19 protein-coding genes and 1 other RNA gene are annotated in these 15,850 nt (G+C 68.4%); 10 read left to right on the top strand and 10 right to left on the bottom strand.

The annotated features are described in order from the left end of the window. Window positions 1-81: 81 nt before the first annotated feature. Both GGR47_RS03160 and GGR47_RS03155 read right to left on the bottom strand, forming a co-directional pair. The gene (locus GGR47_RS03160; protein WP_043059436.1) at window positions 82-285 is read right to left on the bottom strand and encodes a hypothetical protein; all 204 of its coding nucleotides are present in this window, start codon (window positions 283-285) and stop codon (window positions 82-84) included. Window positions 286-370: 85 nt separating this feature from the next. Continuing rightward, entirely contained in the window at window positions 371-580 is a 210-nt protein-coding gene (locus GGR47_RS03155) for a hypothetical protein (protein WP_043059437.1), read from the bottom strand. Between the two features lie 177 nt (window positions 581-757). Here GGR47_RS03155 and GGR47_RS03150 point away from each other — a divergent pair, with 177 nt between their 5' ends. After that, a complete protein-coding gene (locus GGR47_RS03150) occupies window positions 758-928 on the top strand; it encodes a hypothetical protein (RefSeq protein ID WP_167509715.1) in 171 nt (56 codons plus the stop codon). Here GGR47_RS03150 and GGR47_RS03145 read toward each other — a convergent pair. Beyond that, a complete protein-coding gene (locus GGR47_RS03145; protein ID WP_147035502.1) occupies window positions 925-1,542 on the bottom strand; it encodes a S24 family peptidase in 618 nt (205 codons plus the stop codon). The two genes, GGR47_RS03150 and GGR47_RS03145, sit on opposite strands and share 4 nt — an antisense overlap. A gap of 91 nt (window positions 1,543-1,633) precedes the next feature. Between GGR47_RS03145 and GGR47_RS03140 the strand changes: the two genes are divergently transcribed. The 6 genes from GGR47_RS03140 (at window position 1,634) to GGR47_RS03115 (ending at window position 7,806) form a co-directional block, all read left to right on the top strand. Beyond that, entirely contained in the window at window positions 1,634-1,810 is a 177-nt protein-coding gene (locus GGR47_RS03140) for a hypothetical protein (RefSeq protein WP_167509714.1), read from the top strand. Continuing rightward, on the top strand, window positions 1,807-2,100 hold the full coding sequence (locus tag GGR47_RS03135) for a hypothetical protein (RefSeq protein WP_147035501.1): 294 nt from the start codon (window positions 1,807-1,809) through the stop codon (window positions 2,098-2,100). Before GGR47_RS03140 ends, GGR47_RS03135 begins: the two co-directional genes overlap by 4 nt. A 24-nt stretch (window positions 2,101-2,124) precedes the next feature. Further along, a complete protein-coding gene (locus tag GGR47_RS03130) occupies window positions 2,125-2,907 on the top strand; it encodes a tryptophan 2,3-dioxygenase (protein WP_147035500.1) in 783 nt (260 codons plus the stop codon). Between the two features lie 130 nt (window positions 2,908-3,037). After that, window positions 3,038-5,146: a TonB-dependent receptor gene (locus GGR47_RS03125; RefSeq protein ID WP_147035499.1), complete on the top strand. Its 2,109-nt coding sequence runs from the start codon at window positions 3,038-3,040 to the stop codon at window positions 5,144-5,146. Between the two features lie 121 nt (window positions 5,147-5,267). After that, window positions 5,268-6,452, top strand: a complete 1,185-nt coding sequence (locus GGR47_RS03120) for an acyl-CoA dehydrogenase (RefSeq protein ID WP_147035498.1) — start codon at window positions 5,268-5,270, stop codon at window positions 6,450-6,452. A 235-nt stretch (window positions 6,453-6,687) separates the two neighbouring features. Then, window positions 6,688-7,806 carry a CaiB/BaiF CoA transferase family protein gene (locus GGR47_RS03115; protein WP_147035497.1) on the top strand — a complete coding sequence of 373 codons (1,119 nt, stop codon included), beginning with the start codon at window positions 6,688-6,690 and terminating at the stop codon, window positions 7,804-7,806. 1 nt (window position 7,807) lies between these two features. On the opposite strand, the gene GGR47_RS03110 is transcribed toward GGR47_RS03115, so the two are convergent. Continuing rightward, on the bottom strand, window positions 7,808-9,100 hold the full coding sequence (locus GGR47_RS03110) for a sugar MFS transporter (protein ID WP_147035496.1): 1,293 nt from the start codon (window positions 9,098-9,100) through the stop codon (window positions 7,808-7,810). A gap of 98 nt (window positions 9,101-9,198) precedes the next feature. Next, window positions 9,199-9,999, bottom strand: a complete 801-nt coding sequence (locus tag GGR47_RS03105; RefSeq protein ID WP_147035495.1) for a DODA-type extradiol aromatic ring-opening family dioxygenase — start codon at window positions 9,997-9,999, stop codon at window positions 9,199-9,201. Between the two features lie 77 nt (window positions 10,000-10,076). On the opposite strand from GGR47_RS03105, the gene GGR47_RS03100 reads away from it, so the two are divergent. The 3 genes from GGR47_RS03100 to GGR47_RS03090 all read left to right on the top strand — a co-directional run bounded on the left by GGR47_RS03100 (window position 10,077) and on the right by GGR47_RS03090 (window position 12,497). Then, window positions 10,077-10,622, top strand: a complete 546-nt coding sequence (locus GGR47_RS03100; RefSeq protein WP_147035494.1) for a (2Fe-2S)-binding protein — start codon at window positions 10,077-10,079, stop codon at window positions 10,620-10,622. Between the two features lie 139 nt (window positions 10,623-10,761). Beyond that, window positions 10,762-11,733, top strand: a complete 972-nt coding sequence (locus GGR47_RS03095) for an RcnB family protein (protein ID WP_147035493.1) — start codon at window positions 10,762-10,764, stop codon at window positions 11,731-11,733. Window positions 11,734-11,816: 83 nt separating this feature from the next. Beyond that, window positions 11,817-12,497 carry a 2OG-Fe(II) oxygenase gene (locus GGR47_RS03090; RefSeq protein WP_017977881.1) on the top strand — a complete coding sequence of 227 codons (681 nt, stop codon included), beginning with the start codon at window positions 11,817-11,819 and terminating at the stop codon, window positions 12,495-12,497. Window positions 12,498-12,706: 209 nt separating this feature from the next. Here GGR47_RS03090 and ffs read toward each other — a convergent pair. The 5 genes from ffs to GGR47_RS03065 all read right to left on the bottom strand — a co-directional run bounded on the left by ffs (window position 12,707) and on the right by GGR47_RS03065 (window position 15,793). Continuing rightward, window positions 12,707-12,800, bottom strand: an RNA gene (ffs, locus tag GGR47_RS03085) — signal recognition particle sRNA small type. A gap of 43 nt (window positions 12,801-12,843) precedes the next feature. Further along, window positions 12,844-13,167 carry a hypothetical protein gene (locus GGR47_RS03080; protein WP_167509713.1) on the bottom strand — a complete coding sequence of 108 codons (324 nt, stop codon included), beginning with the start codon at window positions 13,165-13,167 and terminating at the stop codon, window positions 12,844-12,846. Between the two features lie 246 nt (window positions 13,168-13,413). After that, window positions 13,414-13,722 carry a 2Fe-2S iron-sulfur cluster-binding protein gene (locus GGR47_RS03075; RefSeq protein WP_147035492.1) on the bottom strand — a complete coding sequence of 103 codons (309 nt, stop codon included), beginning with the start codon at window positions 13,720-13,722 and terminating at the stop codon, window positions 13,414-13,416. Beyond that, window positions 13,719-14,780: a cysteine desulfurase family protein gene (locus GGR47_RS03070; protein ID WP_147035491.1), complete on the bottom strand. Its 1,062-nt coding sequence runs from the start codon at window positions 14,778-14,780 to the stop codon at window positions 13,719-13,721. The genes GGR47_RS03075 and GGR47_RS03070 overlap by 4 nt, the downstream gene beginning before the upstream one ends. After that, window positions 14,777-15,793 carry a cysteine desulfurase family protein gene (locus tag GGR47_RS03065; protein ID WP_244304975.1) on the bottom strand — a complete coding sequence of 339 codons (1,017 nt, stop codon included), beginning with the start codon at window positions 15,791-15,793 and terminating at the stop codon, window positions 14,777-14,779. Before GGR47_RS03065 ends, GGR47_RS03070 begins: the two co-directional genes overlap by 4 nt. Between the last annotated feature and the right edge of the window lie 57 nt (window positions 15,794-15,850).

The raw sequence follows: 15,850 nt of genomic DNA, 5'->3' as shown, positions 1-15,850 counted from the left end.
AGTTGCACAGCCCATGAGACGGCGTCTCGCCGGGCTTGTGCTCCTGCGTTCGCACGTACCCCCGCCCACACGCCGGCGATGCTATTTGGCGGTTACGGGCCAACGCTGGCGTACCAGCCGATAGACATCGAGCAAAATCGACGGCGCCGTCACGGCCGCCAACAGGATAAGGTCATGCCGCTTGATAAGGCAGACGTTATTGAACGCCAGCCGCTCGATGGCGAAACCCAAGGCGGCGCTCCCCACGGTCAACGGCGTCCGCCACCTGTCCTTGCGCTGCTCCATCTGCGGAGGATCGCAGCGCCCACATGACAAAACACTGTCGGGCGGATGACGTCAGCGCCGGCAGCCCGAATCCTGCGCGCGCGGCTCAGTGGACCGTACCGACCACCTCGTCCGACGCCAGCAGCTCCACCAGCCGCTCGGTCTGACGCCAGCGGCAGAAATGCACGTGGTTGCCGATGTCGCGCATATGGCCTGCGCGGATCGCGGCCTCCACCGGGGCATGATCGCCGAACGTCGCGATCAGCTCGGCCGCCTCGGCGACCTGTTGCGCATCGACGACATACAAAGCGACCATAAGCGAAAAACTCCTCAAGCGAACGCGGCACCGGTCGTATCTACAATCGCCGTGCCAATGTCGGCGGATCGTCGCGCGCCTGCCGCGTCCGATGGTAAATGCCTGTGCGGCCTGCCGTCCCGCCTGTCCCGAGCGGGGACGCTGGCGTCCCGGCGCGGGACGTGGCAGGGCTCGACCATGGCCGACACTCCTCCTTCCGCCGCGGGCGGCATCCTGATCGCCCTCTGCTCGATCGGCGGCACCGCCATCGGGCTGATGCAGGGACAGGTGACGATCGGCTTCCTGGCAGGACTGGCGATCGGCGCCGCCGGTGCCGTCGCGGTCTGGCTGCGCGACCGACGGCGCTAACGCGGCGCGCGCATCAGCCAGACGACGCGGCCGATCACCTCGACCGTCCCCTCGGGCACCGGCGGCGCGGATGGATTGTCGCTGCCGATCGTCACCCCGCCCCGCCCGCGCGCCACGCGTTTCACCATCACCGCATCGTCGATGCGCAGCACGAACACCGCGCCCGTCGCATCCGGTGACCGCCGCGCCCGGTCGACCACGATCAGATCGCCGTCGATCAGCCCCGGCTCCATCGAATCGCCGCGCACCCGCACGATTCCCGTCAGCCCCTGGCGCAGGCCCAGTCGCGCGGCGAGCGCGGGATCGAGCGCCTCGGCCCCCAGCACGATCTCGCTGTCGACCAGCGCACCCGGCCCCGCCGACGCCGCTACGTCCAGCCGCGGCACCGTGAACGCCCGCCGCTGCTGCGGCCCGCCCAAGGCCGCCTCGTCCACGCCGAAATAGTCCGCCAGCCGCCGCCGGTCGTCCTCCGCTAGTCGCCGCGGCGATCCCCGCGTCACGAACTGCTGCAGATAGGCCGCGTTGCGCCCGATCATCGCCGACAGCGCCGCCAGGCTGTCGCCCCGCGCGTCGGCCAGGGCCTTCAGCCGCCCCCTTGGATCGTCCTGCTCCACAGGTCCGACCTTAGCGTAGGATTTTTCCTAGACAAGTCGAAACCATGAGAACATATGAGGAACATGATTCGCGGACTCGGGAGGGAGAGGGATGTGCCTGCTGTTGAAGATCGATCGCTATCTGCGCGTGACCAAGATGTCGCGCAGCGAGTTCGGGCGGCGGACGGTCAACGATCCCCGGCTCGTGACCGACATGATGCGCGGCCGGATCGTCGGCCAGGATCTGGAACATCGCATCGAACGCTTCATGGCGGAGCGGCGCGCATGAGCCGTGGCCACGACCCGCATGCCAGGCTGTTGAAATCCTTGGAACGCAGTGCGCGAAACTATGGCGTCGGTGTGACTTTTAGTGACTTTTCGGAAACGCCCTGGTCCAGCGCCACCTTCGTTGGCTACCGCCTGACCATGGCGGTGACGGTCGATGGCGACGCCACCGCCTGGTTGGCCGCCTTGCCCGAAGAAGACTTGTCTGCGCCCGGCCGTCTCGTTGCCGACCTCGCGCTGCGACGCGACGCGGACGGCATGCGGCTCGAACTGCTGGTGCTGCTGGAAGCCTGAATCAGGCTGCGCTACGCTGTCGCCATGACGATCACCTACCGCAGCTATCTGCGCCTGCCCGAACTGCTCGACGTGCAGAGCCCGTTGAGCGGCGTCCATGACGAACTGTTGTTCATCACCATCCATCAGGCGTCCGAACTCTGGATGAAATTGTGCCTGCACGAATTGGGCGAGGCGCGGCGACGGATCGCTGCGGATGACGTCGCACCGGCGCTCAAGATGATGGCACGGGTCAGCCGCATCCAGGCACAGCTGATCCAGTCGTGGGAGGTGCTGGCGACGATGACCCCCGCCGATTACGCGGCGATGCGGGGCAAATTGGGGTCGAGCTCGGGATTCCAGTCCGACCAGTATCGCAGCCTGGAATTCGTGATGGGCAATCGCAATCCGGCGATGGTCGACGTGTTCGACGAAGGCGACGTCCGCGCCCGCCTGTCCGACGAACTCGCCCGCCCCAGCCTGTATGACGAGGCGTTGCGCCTGCTCGCGCGCCGCGGCCTGCCGATCCCCGCCGACCGGCTGGAGCGTGACTTTGCCCAAAGCGTCCCCCCGTCGCCCGCCGTCGAAGCCTGCTGGGCGACGATCTACGGCCATCCCAACGACCATTGGGATCTGTACGCACTCGCCGAAAAGCTGGTGGACCTCGAATATCACGTGCAGCTGTGGCGGTTCGGGCATTTGAAGACGGTGGAGCGCGTCATCGGCTTCAAGACCGGGACCGGCGGCACTGCGGGCGTCCCGTATCTGGCGCGTGTGGTGGAACAGCGCTTCTTCCCCGAACTGCTCAACGTCCGCACCAGCCTGTAGCATCGCGGCCACAGTGCTGACGTAACCGCGTCGTCACACCGATTTCATCTTGATATAACGTATCACGTCGCACAGACGCCTCGCAGTTGCACAACGCCCGGGTCCGGGCCTGTACTTACGCGGAGTATCCATGCGCACCTTCCTGCTCGCCGGCGCCAGCCTGCTCGCCAGTCCCGCCTTCGCCCAGACCGGCGCCCCCGAAGCCGCGCCGCAGGGCAAGGATATCATCGTCACCGCCGCCGTACCGCAGAGCGAGCGTGACGTGTTGCAGGGCACCACCGTTCTGTCCGGCGAGCAGCTGACCCGCGAATTGCGCCCGACGATAGGCGAAACGCTCGCCCGCCAGCCCGGCGTGTCCGCGACCTCGTTCGGCCCCAGCGCCTCGCGCCCCATCCTGCGTGGCTTCCAGGGCGACCGTATCCGCGTGCTGACCGACGGTATCGGCGCGATCGACGTCAGCAACACCAGCGTCGACCATGCCGTCATCATCGATCCGCTGCTCGCCGAGCGGGTCGAGGTGCTGCGCGGCCCGTCCGCCTTGCTGTTCGGATCGTCCGCGGTCGGCGGCGTCGTCAACGTCATCGACACGCGCATTCCGCGCACGGTGCCCGAAAACGGCTATCGTCTGAACGGCATCGCCGCGTATGGCTCGGCGGCGACCGAGCGGTCGGGCGGCGCTGCGGGCGATGTCGCGGTCACCAAGAACATCGTGCTGCACGCCGACGGATCGTACCTCAAGTCGAACGACCTGCGCACCGGCCGCGGCTACATCCTCTCCCCCGCCGCCCGTGCCGCCGCACTCAGCCAGGTCGGCCTGCCGCAGGACACCGACGAACCCATCGACTTCGCCGCCTCGGCTGCGCTGCGGAACCGCCTGCCCAATTCGGCGTCGGAGACGTGGACCGCGGGTGCCGGCGCATCGATCATCACCGACACCGGCAATCTGGGCGTGTCGTACAGCCATTATGACAGCCTGTACGGCGTCCCCATCCGCTACGCGACCGCGGTGGGCCAGGAACAGGAAGCCCCGCGCCTCTCCGTCGTCCAGAACCGCGTCGACCTGCGCGGCGAGGTGCAGACCGGCGGCAGCGTCCTCGAGAAGATCCGCGTCCGCGCCGGCCAGGCGAACTACCGCCACTTCGAACTCGAAGAGGACGGCAGCGTCGGCACCGCTTTCTACAACAAGGGCCTCGAAGGGCGTCTCGAGCTGGTCCAGGCCAATCGCGGCGGCTGGCAGGGCGCGAGCGGCGTTCAATATTTCAACCGCATCTTCAATGTCGTCGGCGACGAAGCCTTCCTGCCCAAGAACGAAACCAACCAGACCGGCTTCTTCACGCTGCAACAATATGCCAACGGCCCGTTCCGCGCCGAGGGCGGCCTGCGATATGAGCTGACCGACGTCGCCGGTCGCGTGCCGGTGGGCAACGATCGCTTCTTCGGCGGCAAGCGCCATTTCGAGGCGCTGTCCGGCTCGATCGGCGCCTCCTACGCGATCGCCGACGGGGTCCGCATCGGCCTCAACGGCTCGCGTACCGAGCGCGCGCCCTCGGCGGAGGAGCTGCTGGCCAACGGCCCGCACGCCGGCACCCAGGCCTATGAGCTCGGCAACCCGAACTTCAGCCTGGAAAAGAGCTGGGGGCTGGAGGCGACGCTTCACGCGCATGGCGATGGCTTCAGCCTCGATGCCTCGGCCTATTACAACTGGTTCACCAACTATATTTCGGAAAACCGCGTCGACCCCGCCGTCTGCCTCGCCCGCACCGACGACCTGTCGGGCCTGCCCTGCTTCCAGTACCAGCAGGGCGACGCGCGCTATTACGGGTTCGAGGCCGACGCCTCGGTCCGCCTCGCCCGCATCGGCAAATACACGATCAACGCCGACCTGCTCGGCGATTACGTCCACGCCAATATCGTCGACGTCGGCCCGGTGCCCCGCATCCCGCCGGCCCGCGTCCTCGGCGGGCTGGAAGCGCAGGGCGACCGGCTGGGTGGCCGGATCGAGGCAGAACACGTTTTCCCGCAAAATCGCCTCGCCGCCTTCGAAACGCGTACGCCGGGTTATACGATGGTCAACGCCAGCGCCTCGATTCGTCCGTTCGGGCAGGACAGCAAGACCAGCCTGCTGCTGTCGGCGAACAACATCTTCGATGTCGTGGCGCGCCGCCATTCGAGCTTCCTGAAGGACTTCGCGCCGCTCGCCGGCCGCGACATCCGCGTGACGCTGCGCTTCGGTCTGTAATCGCAGCCCGGCACATGCCCCTCGTCACCCCGGACCGGTTCCGGGGTGACGGGACGGATGGGCTGCCCCCTTGCCCCCTCCCGCATCCTCCCGTACCGGCTCTTCAAAAGGAGACGATGCGATGGCCGGCATGGGCAAGTTCGACTGGGCGGATCCCTTCCTGCTCGACGAGCAGTTGAGCGAAGACGAGCGGATGATCCGCGACACGGCGCGCGCCTATGCGCAGGATCGCCTCGCCCCGCGCATCGTCGAGGCGTTCCAGCACGAACATACCGACCCTGCGATCTTCCGCGAAATGGGTGAACTGGGGCTGCTCGGTCCGAACGTCCCGGAAGAATATGGCGGCGTCGGCGCCAGCTACGTCGCCTATGGCCTCGTCGCCCGCGAGGTCGAGCGGATCGACTCCGGCTACCGCTCGATGATGAGCGTCCAGTCGAGCCTCGTGATGTACCCGATCTACGCCTATGGTTCGGAGGAACAGCGCCACGCTTTCCTGCCAAAGCTCGCGAGCGGTGAATATATCGGCTGCTTCGGCCTGACCGAACCCGATGCCGGCTCCGACCCCGGCGGCATGACGACGCGGGCGCGCAAGGTGGACGGCGGCTATGTCCTCAACGGCGCCAAGACCTGGATTTCGAACAGCCCGATCGCCGACGTCTTCGTCGTCTGGGCGAAGAGCGACGCACACGGCGGCGCAATCCGCGGCTTCATCCTCACGAAGGGACTGAAGGGCCTGTCCGCGCCGAAGATCGAGGGCAAGCTCTCCTTACGCGCCTCGATCACCGGCGGCATCGTGATGGAGGATGTCGAGGTCGGCGACGACGCGCTGCTGCCCAATGTCGAGGGGCTGAAGGGTCCGTTCGGCTGCCTCAATCGCGCGCGTTACGGCATCAGCTGGGGCGCATTGGGCGCCGCGGAATTCTGCTTCCACGCCGCCCGCCAATACGGCCTCGACCGCAAGCAGTTCGGCACCCCGCTCGCCGGCCGTCAGCTCTACCAGAAGAAGCTCGCCGACATGGAGACCGAGATCGCACTCGGCCTGCAAGCCTCGCTGCGCGTCGGCCGCCTGATGGACGAGGGGCGGTTCGCGCCCGAGATGGTCTCGATCGTCAAGCGCAACAACGTCGGCAAGGCACTCGATATCGCCCGGATGGCGCGCGACATGCACGGCGGCAACGGCATCAGCGGCGAATATCAGGTCATGCGCCACGCGATGAACTTGGAAACGGTCAACACCTACGAAGGCGCGCACGACGTCCACGCGCTGATCCTGGGTCGCGGAATCACAGGCATCGCGGCGTTCTGAGAACATCGCGAGGGGTTCCGACGGGTTCGCCGGTCCGTCACCTCCCATCGTCACCCCGGCCTTGAGCCGGGGTGACGCTTCTTGGTCCGCGCAGACATAGCGGGACCCCGGATGAAGTCCGGGGTGACGGAAGTAAGGCATTACATGGGCGAGGACGCCTAGCACCTAGCATAACATTTGTTGTGCTCGCTCACCGCCACGCTTACCCTCCCCCAAAACGATAGGGAGAGGACCCATGGCGCCACCACCGCTCACCGGGCTGCGCATCGTCGAGATGGCGGGGATCGGCCCCGGCCCGTTCTGCGGCATGATGCTCGCCGACCATGGCGCGGAGGTGATCCGTATCGATCGCGGCCCCCAGCCGGGGTTCAGCGATCCGACCAAGGACCCGTTGCTACGCTCGCGCCGATCAGTGGCGATCGACCTCAAGACGCCGCAGGGCATCGCCGCGGTCCGCCGGATCGTCGCGAGCGCTGACGGCCTGATCGAAGGCTACCGCCCCGGCGTGATGGAGCGGCTGGGCCTCGGCCCCGACGTTCTGCTCAACGACAATCCGCGCCTCGTGTACGGCCGCATGACCGGCTGGGGACAGACCGGCCCCCTTGCCGCCGACCCCGGCCACGACATCGACTATATCGCCATCTCCGGCGCGCTCCACGCCTTCGGGCGCGCCGGCGACAAGCCGACGGCGCCGATCAACATGGTCGGCGATTTCGGCGGCGGTGGCATGATGCTGGCATTTGGTATGCTCGCCGCGCTGCTGCACGCGCAACGCAGCGGCGAAGGGCAGGTCGTCGACGCCGCGATGACCGACGGATCGGCACTGTTGATGAGCATGATCTGGGGCTTCCGCGGCATGGGCCGGTGGAGCGACACGCGCGGCACCAATCTGCTCGACGGCGGCGCCCCCTTCTACGACACGTACGAAACGCAGGATGGCAAATGGATCGCGGTCGGGGCGATCGAGCCGGCCTTCTACGCCGCGCTGCGCCGCGTGCTCGGCCTCAGCGATCCGCTATGGGACCGCCAGTTCGATCCCTCCGCATGGCCGGCGATGCGCGACGGTCTGGCGGCGGTCTTCCGGACCAAGTCGCGCGATGCCTGGGTCGCAGCGTTTGCGGGCAGCGAGGCGTGCGTGGCCCCTGTCCTCGACTTCGACGAAGCCACCGACCACCCGCACAATGTCGCCCGCGGTACTTTGGTCGAGGCGGGCGGCGTGGTCCAGCCCGCCCCCGCCCCGCGTTATTCGGCGAGCGCCACCGTGCCCCCCGCGCTGGCGAGCGAGCGGACCGATGCCGCCACACTCGCCGATCTCGGCTTCACGCCCGCCGAGATCGCGGAGCTGGGCCTGTAGCTCAAGCCGTCACCGCCGAACGCCGCGCGTACAGGCCGTAGGCGAGGATGATCGCGTAGCAGATCGCCGGCAGCGTCAGCGACAACTGCATCGATCCGGTGACGTCGGCGATCTTGCCGGTCAGCGGCGGGATGATCGCGCCGCCGACGATCGCGGTGGCGATGACGCCCGATCCTTCCGCGGCGCGCTTGCCCAAGCCTTCGCTGGCGAGGCTGAAGATCGTCGGGAACATGATCGAATTCATCAGGCCGATTGCCAGCAGCGCATAGCCCGAGATCGCACCCGTCGTGTTGGCGGAGATCAAGATCAGCGCGATCGCGCCCGTCGCCACGGCGGCGAGCACCTTGCCCGGTGCGACGCGCGTCAGCACCCACGAACCGATGAAGCGGCCGACCAGCGCCCCGCCCCAATAATACGGCACGAAATTACCCGCGGCCTGATCGCCGATGCCGAACACCGACGCCTGCATCAGATACAGCACGATGACCGACCCGATCGCGACTTCCGCACCGACGTACAGGAAGATGCACGCCGCCCCCATCGCGAAGCGCGGGCGCTTCAGCAGGGTGAAGGCGTGGAAGATGCTGCCCGTCTGGTCCTGTTCTTCCTTCAGGCGGTTGCGGCGGGTCCACACGACCGCGGCGATCACCAGCAACGCGACGGCGAGGCCCAGATAGGTGTGGACGATCGCCTGCGACGCTTCCTGCCGGTACGTTACCAGTGCGGCGCCGCTGAGCGACGCCGCGCTGACGCTGGCGAGCCCGCCGAGGATCAGCGACGAGCCGACGCGCGGGAAGATCGTGGTGCCCAGCGAGTTGAACGCCTGCGCGAACGTCAGGCGGCTCGACGCCGTTTCTGGCTTGCCGAGCAGCGAGATCAGCGGGTTGGCGACGACCTGCACGATCGTGATGCCGGCACCCAGCACGAACAGCGCGACCAGGAACATCGCGAAGGTCGCGCTCTGCGCCGCCGGGATGAACAGCAGGCAGCCGACCATCATCGTGACGAGGCCGATCGACGCGGTGCGCATATAGCCCGCCTTGCGCACGATCGCCGCCGCGGGCAGCGAGAACAGCGCATAGGCCAGGAAGAACGCCGACTGGACCAGCATCGACGTCGCATGGTCGAGCGTGAACAGCTCCTTCAGCTTCGGGATGATGATGTCGTTGAGGCTGGTGATACCGCCGAAGATGAAGAACAGCGCGATGACGAAGATGCGCAGATCGGGCGCGTCATAGCCGTGCGCGGCATCGCCGCGGGCCGCGGCTTGGGTTGTGTCGACATGCATGGCCATGGGACTGGCAGCCTCTCCTGGGGAAGATTATGATCCCCAGCGCATAGGCGCCCGCCGCCATCGCTGGCAAGCCGCACCACTGACCCCCGGCATACCCGTCACCCGAATCGAAACCCCGACACCGCCCAGCCCATCACCACGTCGCGATAGTCGCAGAGCGCCGCATCGTCCCCACCCGCCCCCAGCGCCACCATCAGCGGCAGCAGATGCTCTGCCTCCGGGTGCGCGAAGCGGGCGTGCGGCAACGTCTCCCACGCCGCCATCCGTGCCGCGCGCAGCGCCGGATCGGGATCGGTCACGGCGGCGACCAGTGCCTCGTCCCATTCGCGCGCGACCGGCGTCACCGCAGGCCCCCGCGCGCGCAGATTGTGGAAGCTCATCCCCGATCCGACGATCAGCACCCCCGCATCGCGCAACGGCGCCAGTGCCCGCCCGATCGCGATATGCGCGGCGGGGTCCAGGTCGGCCCGCAGCGACAGCTGAGCGAGCGGGATGTCCGCGTCCGGATTGGCGACCATCATCGGGATGAAGACGCCATGGTCCCAGCCGCGCTGTGCCTCTTCGCCGACAGCATGCCCTGCGGCGCGCAGCAGGTCTGCCGCCGCCCGTGCCACATCGACCGCCCCGGGTGCATCCCAACGCAGGCGATAGGTGTGGTCGGGAAAGCCGTAATAGTCGAACAGCAGCGCGGGTCGCTCACCGACATGCACGGTCAGATCGGGCGTCTCCCAATGACCGGATACCATCAGGATGGCGCGCGGCCGTTCGGGCAGCGATGCGATCAGCCCGGCGAGATACGCCTGCATCGGCCGCCACATCGGATCGGGCGGGCCGCCATGCGGGTCCATGAAGAAGCACGGGCCACCGCCATGCGGCACGAACAGCGTCGGAAGCGTCATGCCGCCAAGATCGCCGCACGCCGTCGCGTCCGCAATCGCTGTGGATCGAAACGCCGCGTTTCGCTTATGGGGCTTTCATGTCGCGCCTCACGGTCAACAACCAGCCGGTCGAATATCGGCTCGACCCCGCAACGCCGCTGCTGTGGGCGCTGCGCGACGCATCGAACCTAAGCGGCACCAAATATGGCTGCGGCACCGGCGATTGCGGTGCCTGTACCGTCGATATCGACGGCCGGGCAGTGTTGTCCTGCCGCGTTCCCATCGGGTCGATCGAGGGCAGCTACGTCACGACGATCGAAGGGCTGTCGCGCGAACGAAACCACCCGCTGCAACTCGCCTTCATCGCCGCCAATGTGCCGCAATGTGGATTCTGCATCCCCGGCATCATCATGGCGGCGTCGGTGCTGCTGAAGCGCGACACCGACCCCGACGAAGCGGCGATCAAGGCGGCGATCCGCAACTTGTGCCGCTGCGGCATCTACCCCCGGCTGGTCGAGGCGATCCAGCGCGCCGCCCGCGCCGCGCGGGGTGAGGAAACCATCCCCGCCGGCGCCCGTCCCGGCATCGATCCCGCGGACGCCGCCCGCGTCGTCCCCGCGCTGGTGCCGCCGCCCGCGCGGTAGGCGAAAACGGGTCCGCCACGGGCCCAAGCTTTCGCAACGCTGACGAACCAATTCAGCTTCGGCACAGCGCCGGTGTGTCATTCCGACGTCATCATCGGGGCCGGCTCGTGCGCCGGCAGTGGAAGGACGAACGTTCGTCATGAAGAGCGTGATCAAGGCGTTGCTGGCTGCATCGATGCTGATGCCGGTTGCGGTGCAGGCGCAGGAGGTGGGCGAGCGCGGCCTGGGCGGTCCCGGCCGTCGTGGCGACTGGCAGGCGCCGGGTGGCCCGCGCCCCGACGGTGGTCGTCCGCCGCTGTCGGCCGAGGTCGGCGTCGATGCCCAGATTCGAACCGAGCGCCCGCAATGGCGCGGCGAGCGCCCCGGCGGCCCCGATGGCGGTCAATGGCGCCGCGACCGGCCCGGCGGCCCGGACGGCCAAGGTCCTGCGCCCGGCCCGGATCGGCGCCCCGGCCCCGATGGGCAACGCCCCGACTGGCAGCGGCCCGATCGGCCGGACCGCCCCGATCCCGGCATGGAACGCCGCCCCGACTGGCAGCGTCCGGGCCGGCCCGGACCGGGTATCGACCCGGGTCCCCGCCCCGACTGGAACCGCCCCGGACCGGATCGTGCCGATCAGGATCGCCGCGACCGCGAACGCCAGGATTGGCAGCGGCGCGACCGCGAACAGCGCGACTGGCAGCGGCGTCAGGACATCGACCGTCGTTGGACCGAACAGCGCGGATGGGATCAGGGCTGGAACCAGCGCGGCCGCTTCGACCCCCGCAACGATTGGGGCCGTAATGATTGGGGCCGTAACAATTGGGATCGGGGCTGGCGTAACGATCGGCGCTACGACTGGGCGCGTGAGCGCGCGGCCAACCGCGGCGTCTTCCGCCTGCCGCGCTATTACGCACCGTCGGGTTGGGGCTATGGCTACCGCCGCTTCTCGATCGGCATCTCGCTGGCGCCGCTGCTCTTCTCGCAGAGCTACTGGATCGACGATCCCTTCGTCTATCGCCTGCCCGAAGCCTACGGCCCGTATCGCTGGGTGCGCTATTACGACGACGCCTTGCTCGTCGACGTCCGCAGCGGGCTGGTGGTCGATGCGGTCTACGGCATCTTCTACTGACCGATCGGCAGGATGACGGGAGGCCCGGTGGCGACATCGGGCCTCTTGTCTTGTCCCTATCCCGACGGCATTTTCCCCGCGCCATGTTCTTCCGCAAGAAAGCCGCCGCCCCCTCGCCCGCACGCCGCGACACGGGTCGCGCGGTCGCCACCCGCCTTGCCGCCAATCCGCAGATGACGGCGGCCGAGGTGTCGGGCGTTGAGCTCTTCTACCACCTCGATTTTCTCGATGCCGCGCAATGCGACACGCTGATCGCGATGATCGACGCGGACCGCCGGCCGTCGTCGCTGCTGTCCGACCGCCCCGAATCGGATTTTCGCACCAGCGAAAGCTGCGACATGAACCGCTACGCGCCAGAGGTGCAGCCGATCGACGAATCGATCGCCGACCTGCTCGGCCTGCCGCACGAAAAGGGCGAGACGATGCAGGGCCAGCGCTATGCGCCCGGCCAGCACTTCCGCGCGCACCATGATTACTTCCACGACACCGAAAGCTATTGGCCGCAGATCCAGGCGTCGGGTGGGCAGCGGACGTGGACCGCGATGATCTACCTCAACGACGTCGCCGAGGGCGGCGAAACCTGGTTCCCGCAGGCCGGCTTCAAGATCGCGCCACGCCGCGGGCTGCTGCTCGCCTGGAACAACATGAACCCGGATGGCACGCCCAACACGCTGACGTTGCACGAGGGCATGGATGTGGTGGAGGGCACGAAATATATCGTGACCAAGTGGTTCCGCGAAGGATCGTGGCTCAAGCGGGGATAAGGCTCGGGCCGTTCGGGCACCTAGCCCCATGTACACCGTCACCCCGGACTTGATCCGGGGTCCCGCTTGTCTTGTGCGCACGGATCAGCGGGATGCGCCGCGGAGGATCGCCGCGATCAAAGGCTCAATAAACAAAAAAACGTCATGGCGAAGCCATGACGTCGGACGGTGCTCTGCACCGCCGGCCGCGCAGCATGCCTCACATGCTGCGGTGGGAGCCGGGACGACCCGCGGCGAAATCGTTGCGGCTGCTTCCTTCCGGACCTGACCGGGTTGGCGACGACCACGTCCGCCCGACTCCCGCGGCGCATATGGCGGGGTCGGGCGGCAGGATCAAGTGGTCAGATCAGCGCCATACGCGGAAGCAGCGCCGCACCGGCCCGTAATAGCCCGGCTGCAGCCGGCAGACGACGCGGCTGCGGCCGTAGCCATAACCCGGGCGACCCCAGCCCGGCCCGCGATCCCAGCCGGGACCACGATCCCAGCCACGGTGGCGACCCGGCCCACGATCCCAACCCGGACCGCGCCCCCAACCGGGTCCGCGATCCCAGCCCGGTCCGCCGCGCGGGTCATGCCAGCCATGCGGCCCCGGAGCGGCCTCGGCCGGGGCGGCGGCAACGACAGTGCCAGCGGCGAGCGCAGCGGCACCGAATAGAGCGACAAGCTTCATGATCGAACACTCCCTCTCATGAACCCACCAAAGCGGGCATGAGCGTACAATCGCCGATCCGCGATGCACGATCCCTGAACCCGTCGTTGTCCAACCGTCAGGAAAGGCGGGAGCTTTTCGGTGGGATCATCGCGCGCCAAGCGCCCCCCTGATTCGTCACCCCGGACCTGATCCGGGGTCCCGCTTTTTCGGGGCCGGCAAAACAGAAGCGGGATCCCGGCTCAAGGCCGGGATGACGGGTAACCGCTACCCCGGCACCCGCACCGTCAGCCCATCGAGCGCCGTACTCAACCGGATCTGGCACGCCAGCCGACTGGTCCGCGTCGCCTGCGGCACCATGTCGAGCAGGTCTTCCTCCTCCTCCCGCGGCGGCGGCAGGCGATCGGCATCCTCGCCCGCAACGATCACATGGCAGGTCGCGCAGGCCATATCGCCATCGCACGTCCCCTCCAGCGGCTGTCCGTCTGCCTGCGCCACATCGAGCAGCCGCGCGCCCTCGACGCCCTTCGCCTCGCGAACGCTGCCGTCCGCCCCGATGAACCGCACGCGGATCATATCACCCCCTGCACCCGCGCCGCCGCGGCGATCGTCTCCAGCGCCTGCGTCAATTCGTCCTCGGTCGTGTAGCGCCCCCAGCCCAGTCGGATGCTCGACCGCGCCCGTGTTTCGCTCAGCCCCAAAGCGCGCAGAACATGGCTCGACCGCCCCGATCCGCTCGCGCACGCCGACCCCGCCGAAAAGGCGATGTCGCGGCAATCGGACATCAGCCGCGCAACATCCAGCCCGTCGCAGCGGACGTTGAGATTGCCGCGATAGCGGGGTTCGACCGCACCGTTGATCGTCCACCCGCGCAGCCGCTCGACCGCTCGGGCCCACAACCGCTCGACATGCGCTGCGTCTGCGTCCCACCGCTCCGCCATCAGTCGCGCCGCCACCCCAAAGCCAACACAGAGCGCCGGCGACAGCGTGCCCGATCGCCCGCCCTCCTGGTCGCCACCGTGCAGCAACGGCGCCAGCGTGACGCCATCACGGATCCACAACGCGCCAATCCCCTTCGGTCCGTAGATCTTGTGCGCCGACACCGCGACCAGATCGACATGCTCCGGGATCGCCACGCGACCATAGCCCTGCACCGCATCGCACAGCATCAGCGCAGATCCGGCCTGCGCCCGCGCGGCCAGCTCCGCGATCGGTTGCACCACCCCGATCTCGTTGTTGAAGAGCATCGCCGCGACCAGCCCACCCTCAACCGACACGTCCGTCGCGGCGACGAGTCCGTCCTCACCGACTCCCAACACCGACGCCGCCCGCCGCGACGCCCGCACCGTATCGAGAACCGCGGCATGTTCCGTCGCCAGCGTGACGATCGCCCCCTGCGTTCCCTTGATCGCCCAGTTAAGTGCCTCGGTCGCTCCGCTGGTGAACACCACGCGCCCGCCCGGCGGCAGCAGCGCCGCGACCTGCGCGCGCGCCACCTCGACCGCCGCCTTGGCGGCCCGGCCGGGACGATGCGGCGAATGCGGATTGGCGTGCTGGTCGCGCAGCCAGGGCAGCATTGCCGCCAGCGCTTCCGGCGCGAGCGGCGTCGTCGCCTGATAATCGAGGTAGATCACGGCGCCCGCCGCATCTGCTTCGCCATGGCGCGCCATGCCGCGATAAAGGCGTCAACCTCCGCCTCGGTCGTCGTGCGGCCAAAGCTCACCCGGATCACCTCGCGCCCCGCCTCCGCGCTCCAGCCCATCGCGGCGAGCACATGGCTCGGCTTCATGCTCCCGCTCGAACACGCGCTGCCCGCCGAGACTGCAAAGCCCGCGCTGTCGAGCAGGATCAGCTGCGCCGCCGCCGCGGACCCGCGCAACCGATAAGACCCGATCGCCGGATGCCGCGAAGCGCCTTCCGCGACCACCTCACCACCCGAGCGCCGGATCGCATCGTCCAGCTTCACCCGCAGCGCGCCATGATCCGGCTCCGGCTCAGCCAGCGCCGCGGCATAGCCCAGCACGCCCGGCAAATTCTCGGTGCCCGGCCGGTAGCCGCGCTCCTGCCCGCCGCTCGGGTGGAGCAGCGCCAGATCGCGCACCAGCAGCGCGCCGACGCCCGGCGGCCCGCCGCGCTTGTGCGCCGACAGCGCAACCATGTCGGCAAGGTCGGCCAATTCCACCGACGCGGGCATCTGCGCCGCATCGACGAGCAACCATCCCCCCGCCGCATGCACACGCTCGGCGATCGCCGCCAGCGGCTGGCGCACCCCCGTCTCGCTATTCGCCCATTGCACGCAGACCAGCGCCGGCCCCGCCGCCACCATCGCCTCCAGCGCCGCAAGATCGACCAGCCCGTCGCTGCCCACCGGCACCACGCCCGCATCGCCGCCGGCCCTCAGCGCCGCGTCATGCTCCACCGCGGTCATCAGCCGCCGCGGCGCGGTCGTCCGCCCCAGGGCGATGCCGAGCGACTCGCTCGCCCCGCTGGTCAGGATCGTCTCCCCCCGCCAACCATGCGCCGCCGCGATCGTCCGCCGCGCCTCTTCCAGCGCTGCCCGCGCCGCGCGCCCTTCGCGATGCGGCGACGACGGATTGGCCCACAGGTCGAACCCCTTCGCTACAGCCGCCCGCGCCGCGGCGGTCATCGGCGTCGTCGCGGCATGATCCAGGTAGAGACGGTCGGGCAGGATTCGTTCCAATTG

The organism is Sphingomonas aquatilis (genome assembly GCF_014196115.1).
Taxonomy (GTDB): Bacteria; Pseudomonadota; Alphaproteobacteria; order Sphingomonadales; family Sphingomonadaceae; genus Sphingomonas; species Sphingomonas aquatilis.
This window is presented reverse-complemented; position numbering and strand designations above follow the sequence as displayed.

Excerpts from the sequence above, each read along its gene's own strand:
- GGR47_RS03150 (WP_167509715.1), top strand. The coding sequence starts at position 758 with ATGGCCGACACTCCTCCTTCCGCCGCGGGCGGCATCCTGATCGCCCTC.
- GGR47_RS03075 (WP_147035492.1), bottom strand. The coding sequence starts at position 13,722 with ATGATCCGCGTGCGGTTCATCGGGGCGGACGGCAGCGTTCGCGAGGCG.
- GGR47_RS03130 (WP_147035500.1), top strand. The coding sequence starts at position 2,125 with ATGACGATCACCTACCGCAGCTATCTGCGCCTGCCCGAACTGCTCGAC.
- GGR47_RS03125 (WP_147035499.1), top strand. The coding sequence starts at position 3,038 with ATGCGCACCTTCCTGCTCGCCGGCGCCAGCCTGCTCGCCAGTCCCGCC.
- GGR47_RS03080 (WP_167509713.1), bottom strand. The coding sequence starts at position 13,167 with ATGAAGCTTGTCGCTCTATTCGGTGCCGCTGCGCTCGCCGCTGGCACT.
- GGR47_RS03140 (WP_167509714.1), top strand. The coding sequence starts at position 1,634 with ATGTGCCTGCTGTTGAAGATCGATCGCTATCTGCGCGTGACCAAGATG.
- GGR47_RS03160 (WP_043059436.1), bottom strand. The coding sequence starts at position 285 with ATGGAGCAGCGCAAGGACAGGTGGCGGACGCCGTTGACCGTGGGGAGC.
- GGR47_RS03120 (WP_147035498.1), top strand. The coding sequence starts at position 5,268 with ATGGCCGGCATGGGCAAGTTCGACTGGGCGGATCCCTTCCTGCTCGAC.
- GGR47_RS03090 (WP_017977881.1), top strand. The coding sequence starts at position 11,817 with ATGTTCTTCCGCAAGAAAGCCGCCGCCCCCTCGCCCGCACGCCGCGAC.
- GGR47_RS03065 (WP_244304975.1), bottom strand. The coding sequence starts at position 15,793 with ATGACCGCCGCGGCGCGGGCGGCTGTAGCGAAGGGGTTCGACCTGTGG.
- GGR47_RS03135 (WP_147035501.1), top strand. The coding sequence starts at position 1,807 with ATGAGCCGTGGCCACGACCCGCATGCCAGGCTGTTGAAATCCTTGGAA.
- GGR47_RS03095 (WP_147035493.1), top strand. The coding sequence starts at position 10,762 with ATGAAGAGCGTGATCAAGGCGTTGCTGGCTGCATCGATGCTGATGCCG.
- GGR47_RS03155 (WP_043059437.1), bottom strand. The coding sequence starts at position 580 with ATGGTCGCTTTGTATGTCGTCGATGCGCAACAGGTCGCCGAGGCGGCC.
- GGR47_RS03110 (WP_147035496.1), bottom strand. The coding sequence starts at position 9,100 with ATGGCCATGCATGTCGACACAACCCAAGCCGCGGCCCGCGGCGATGCC.
- GGR47_RS03100 (WP_147035494.1), top strand. The coding sequence starts at position 10,077 with ATGTCGCGCCTCACGGTCAACAACCAGCCGGTCGAATATCGGCTCGAC.
- GGR47_RS03115 (WP_147035497.1), top strand. The coding sequence starts at position 6,688 with ATGGCGCCACCACCGCTCACCGGGCTGCGCATCGTCGAGATGGCGGGG.
- GGR47_RS03105 (WP_147035495.1), bottom strand. The coding sequence starts at position 9,999 with ATGACGCTTCCGACGCTGTTCGTGCCGCATGGCGGTGGCCCGTGCTTC.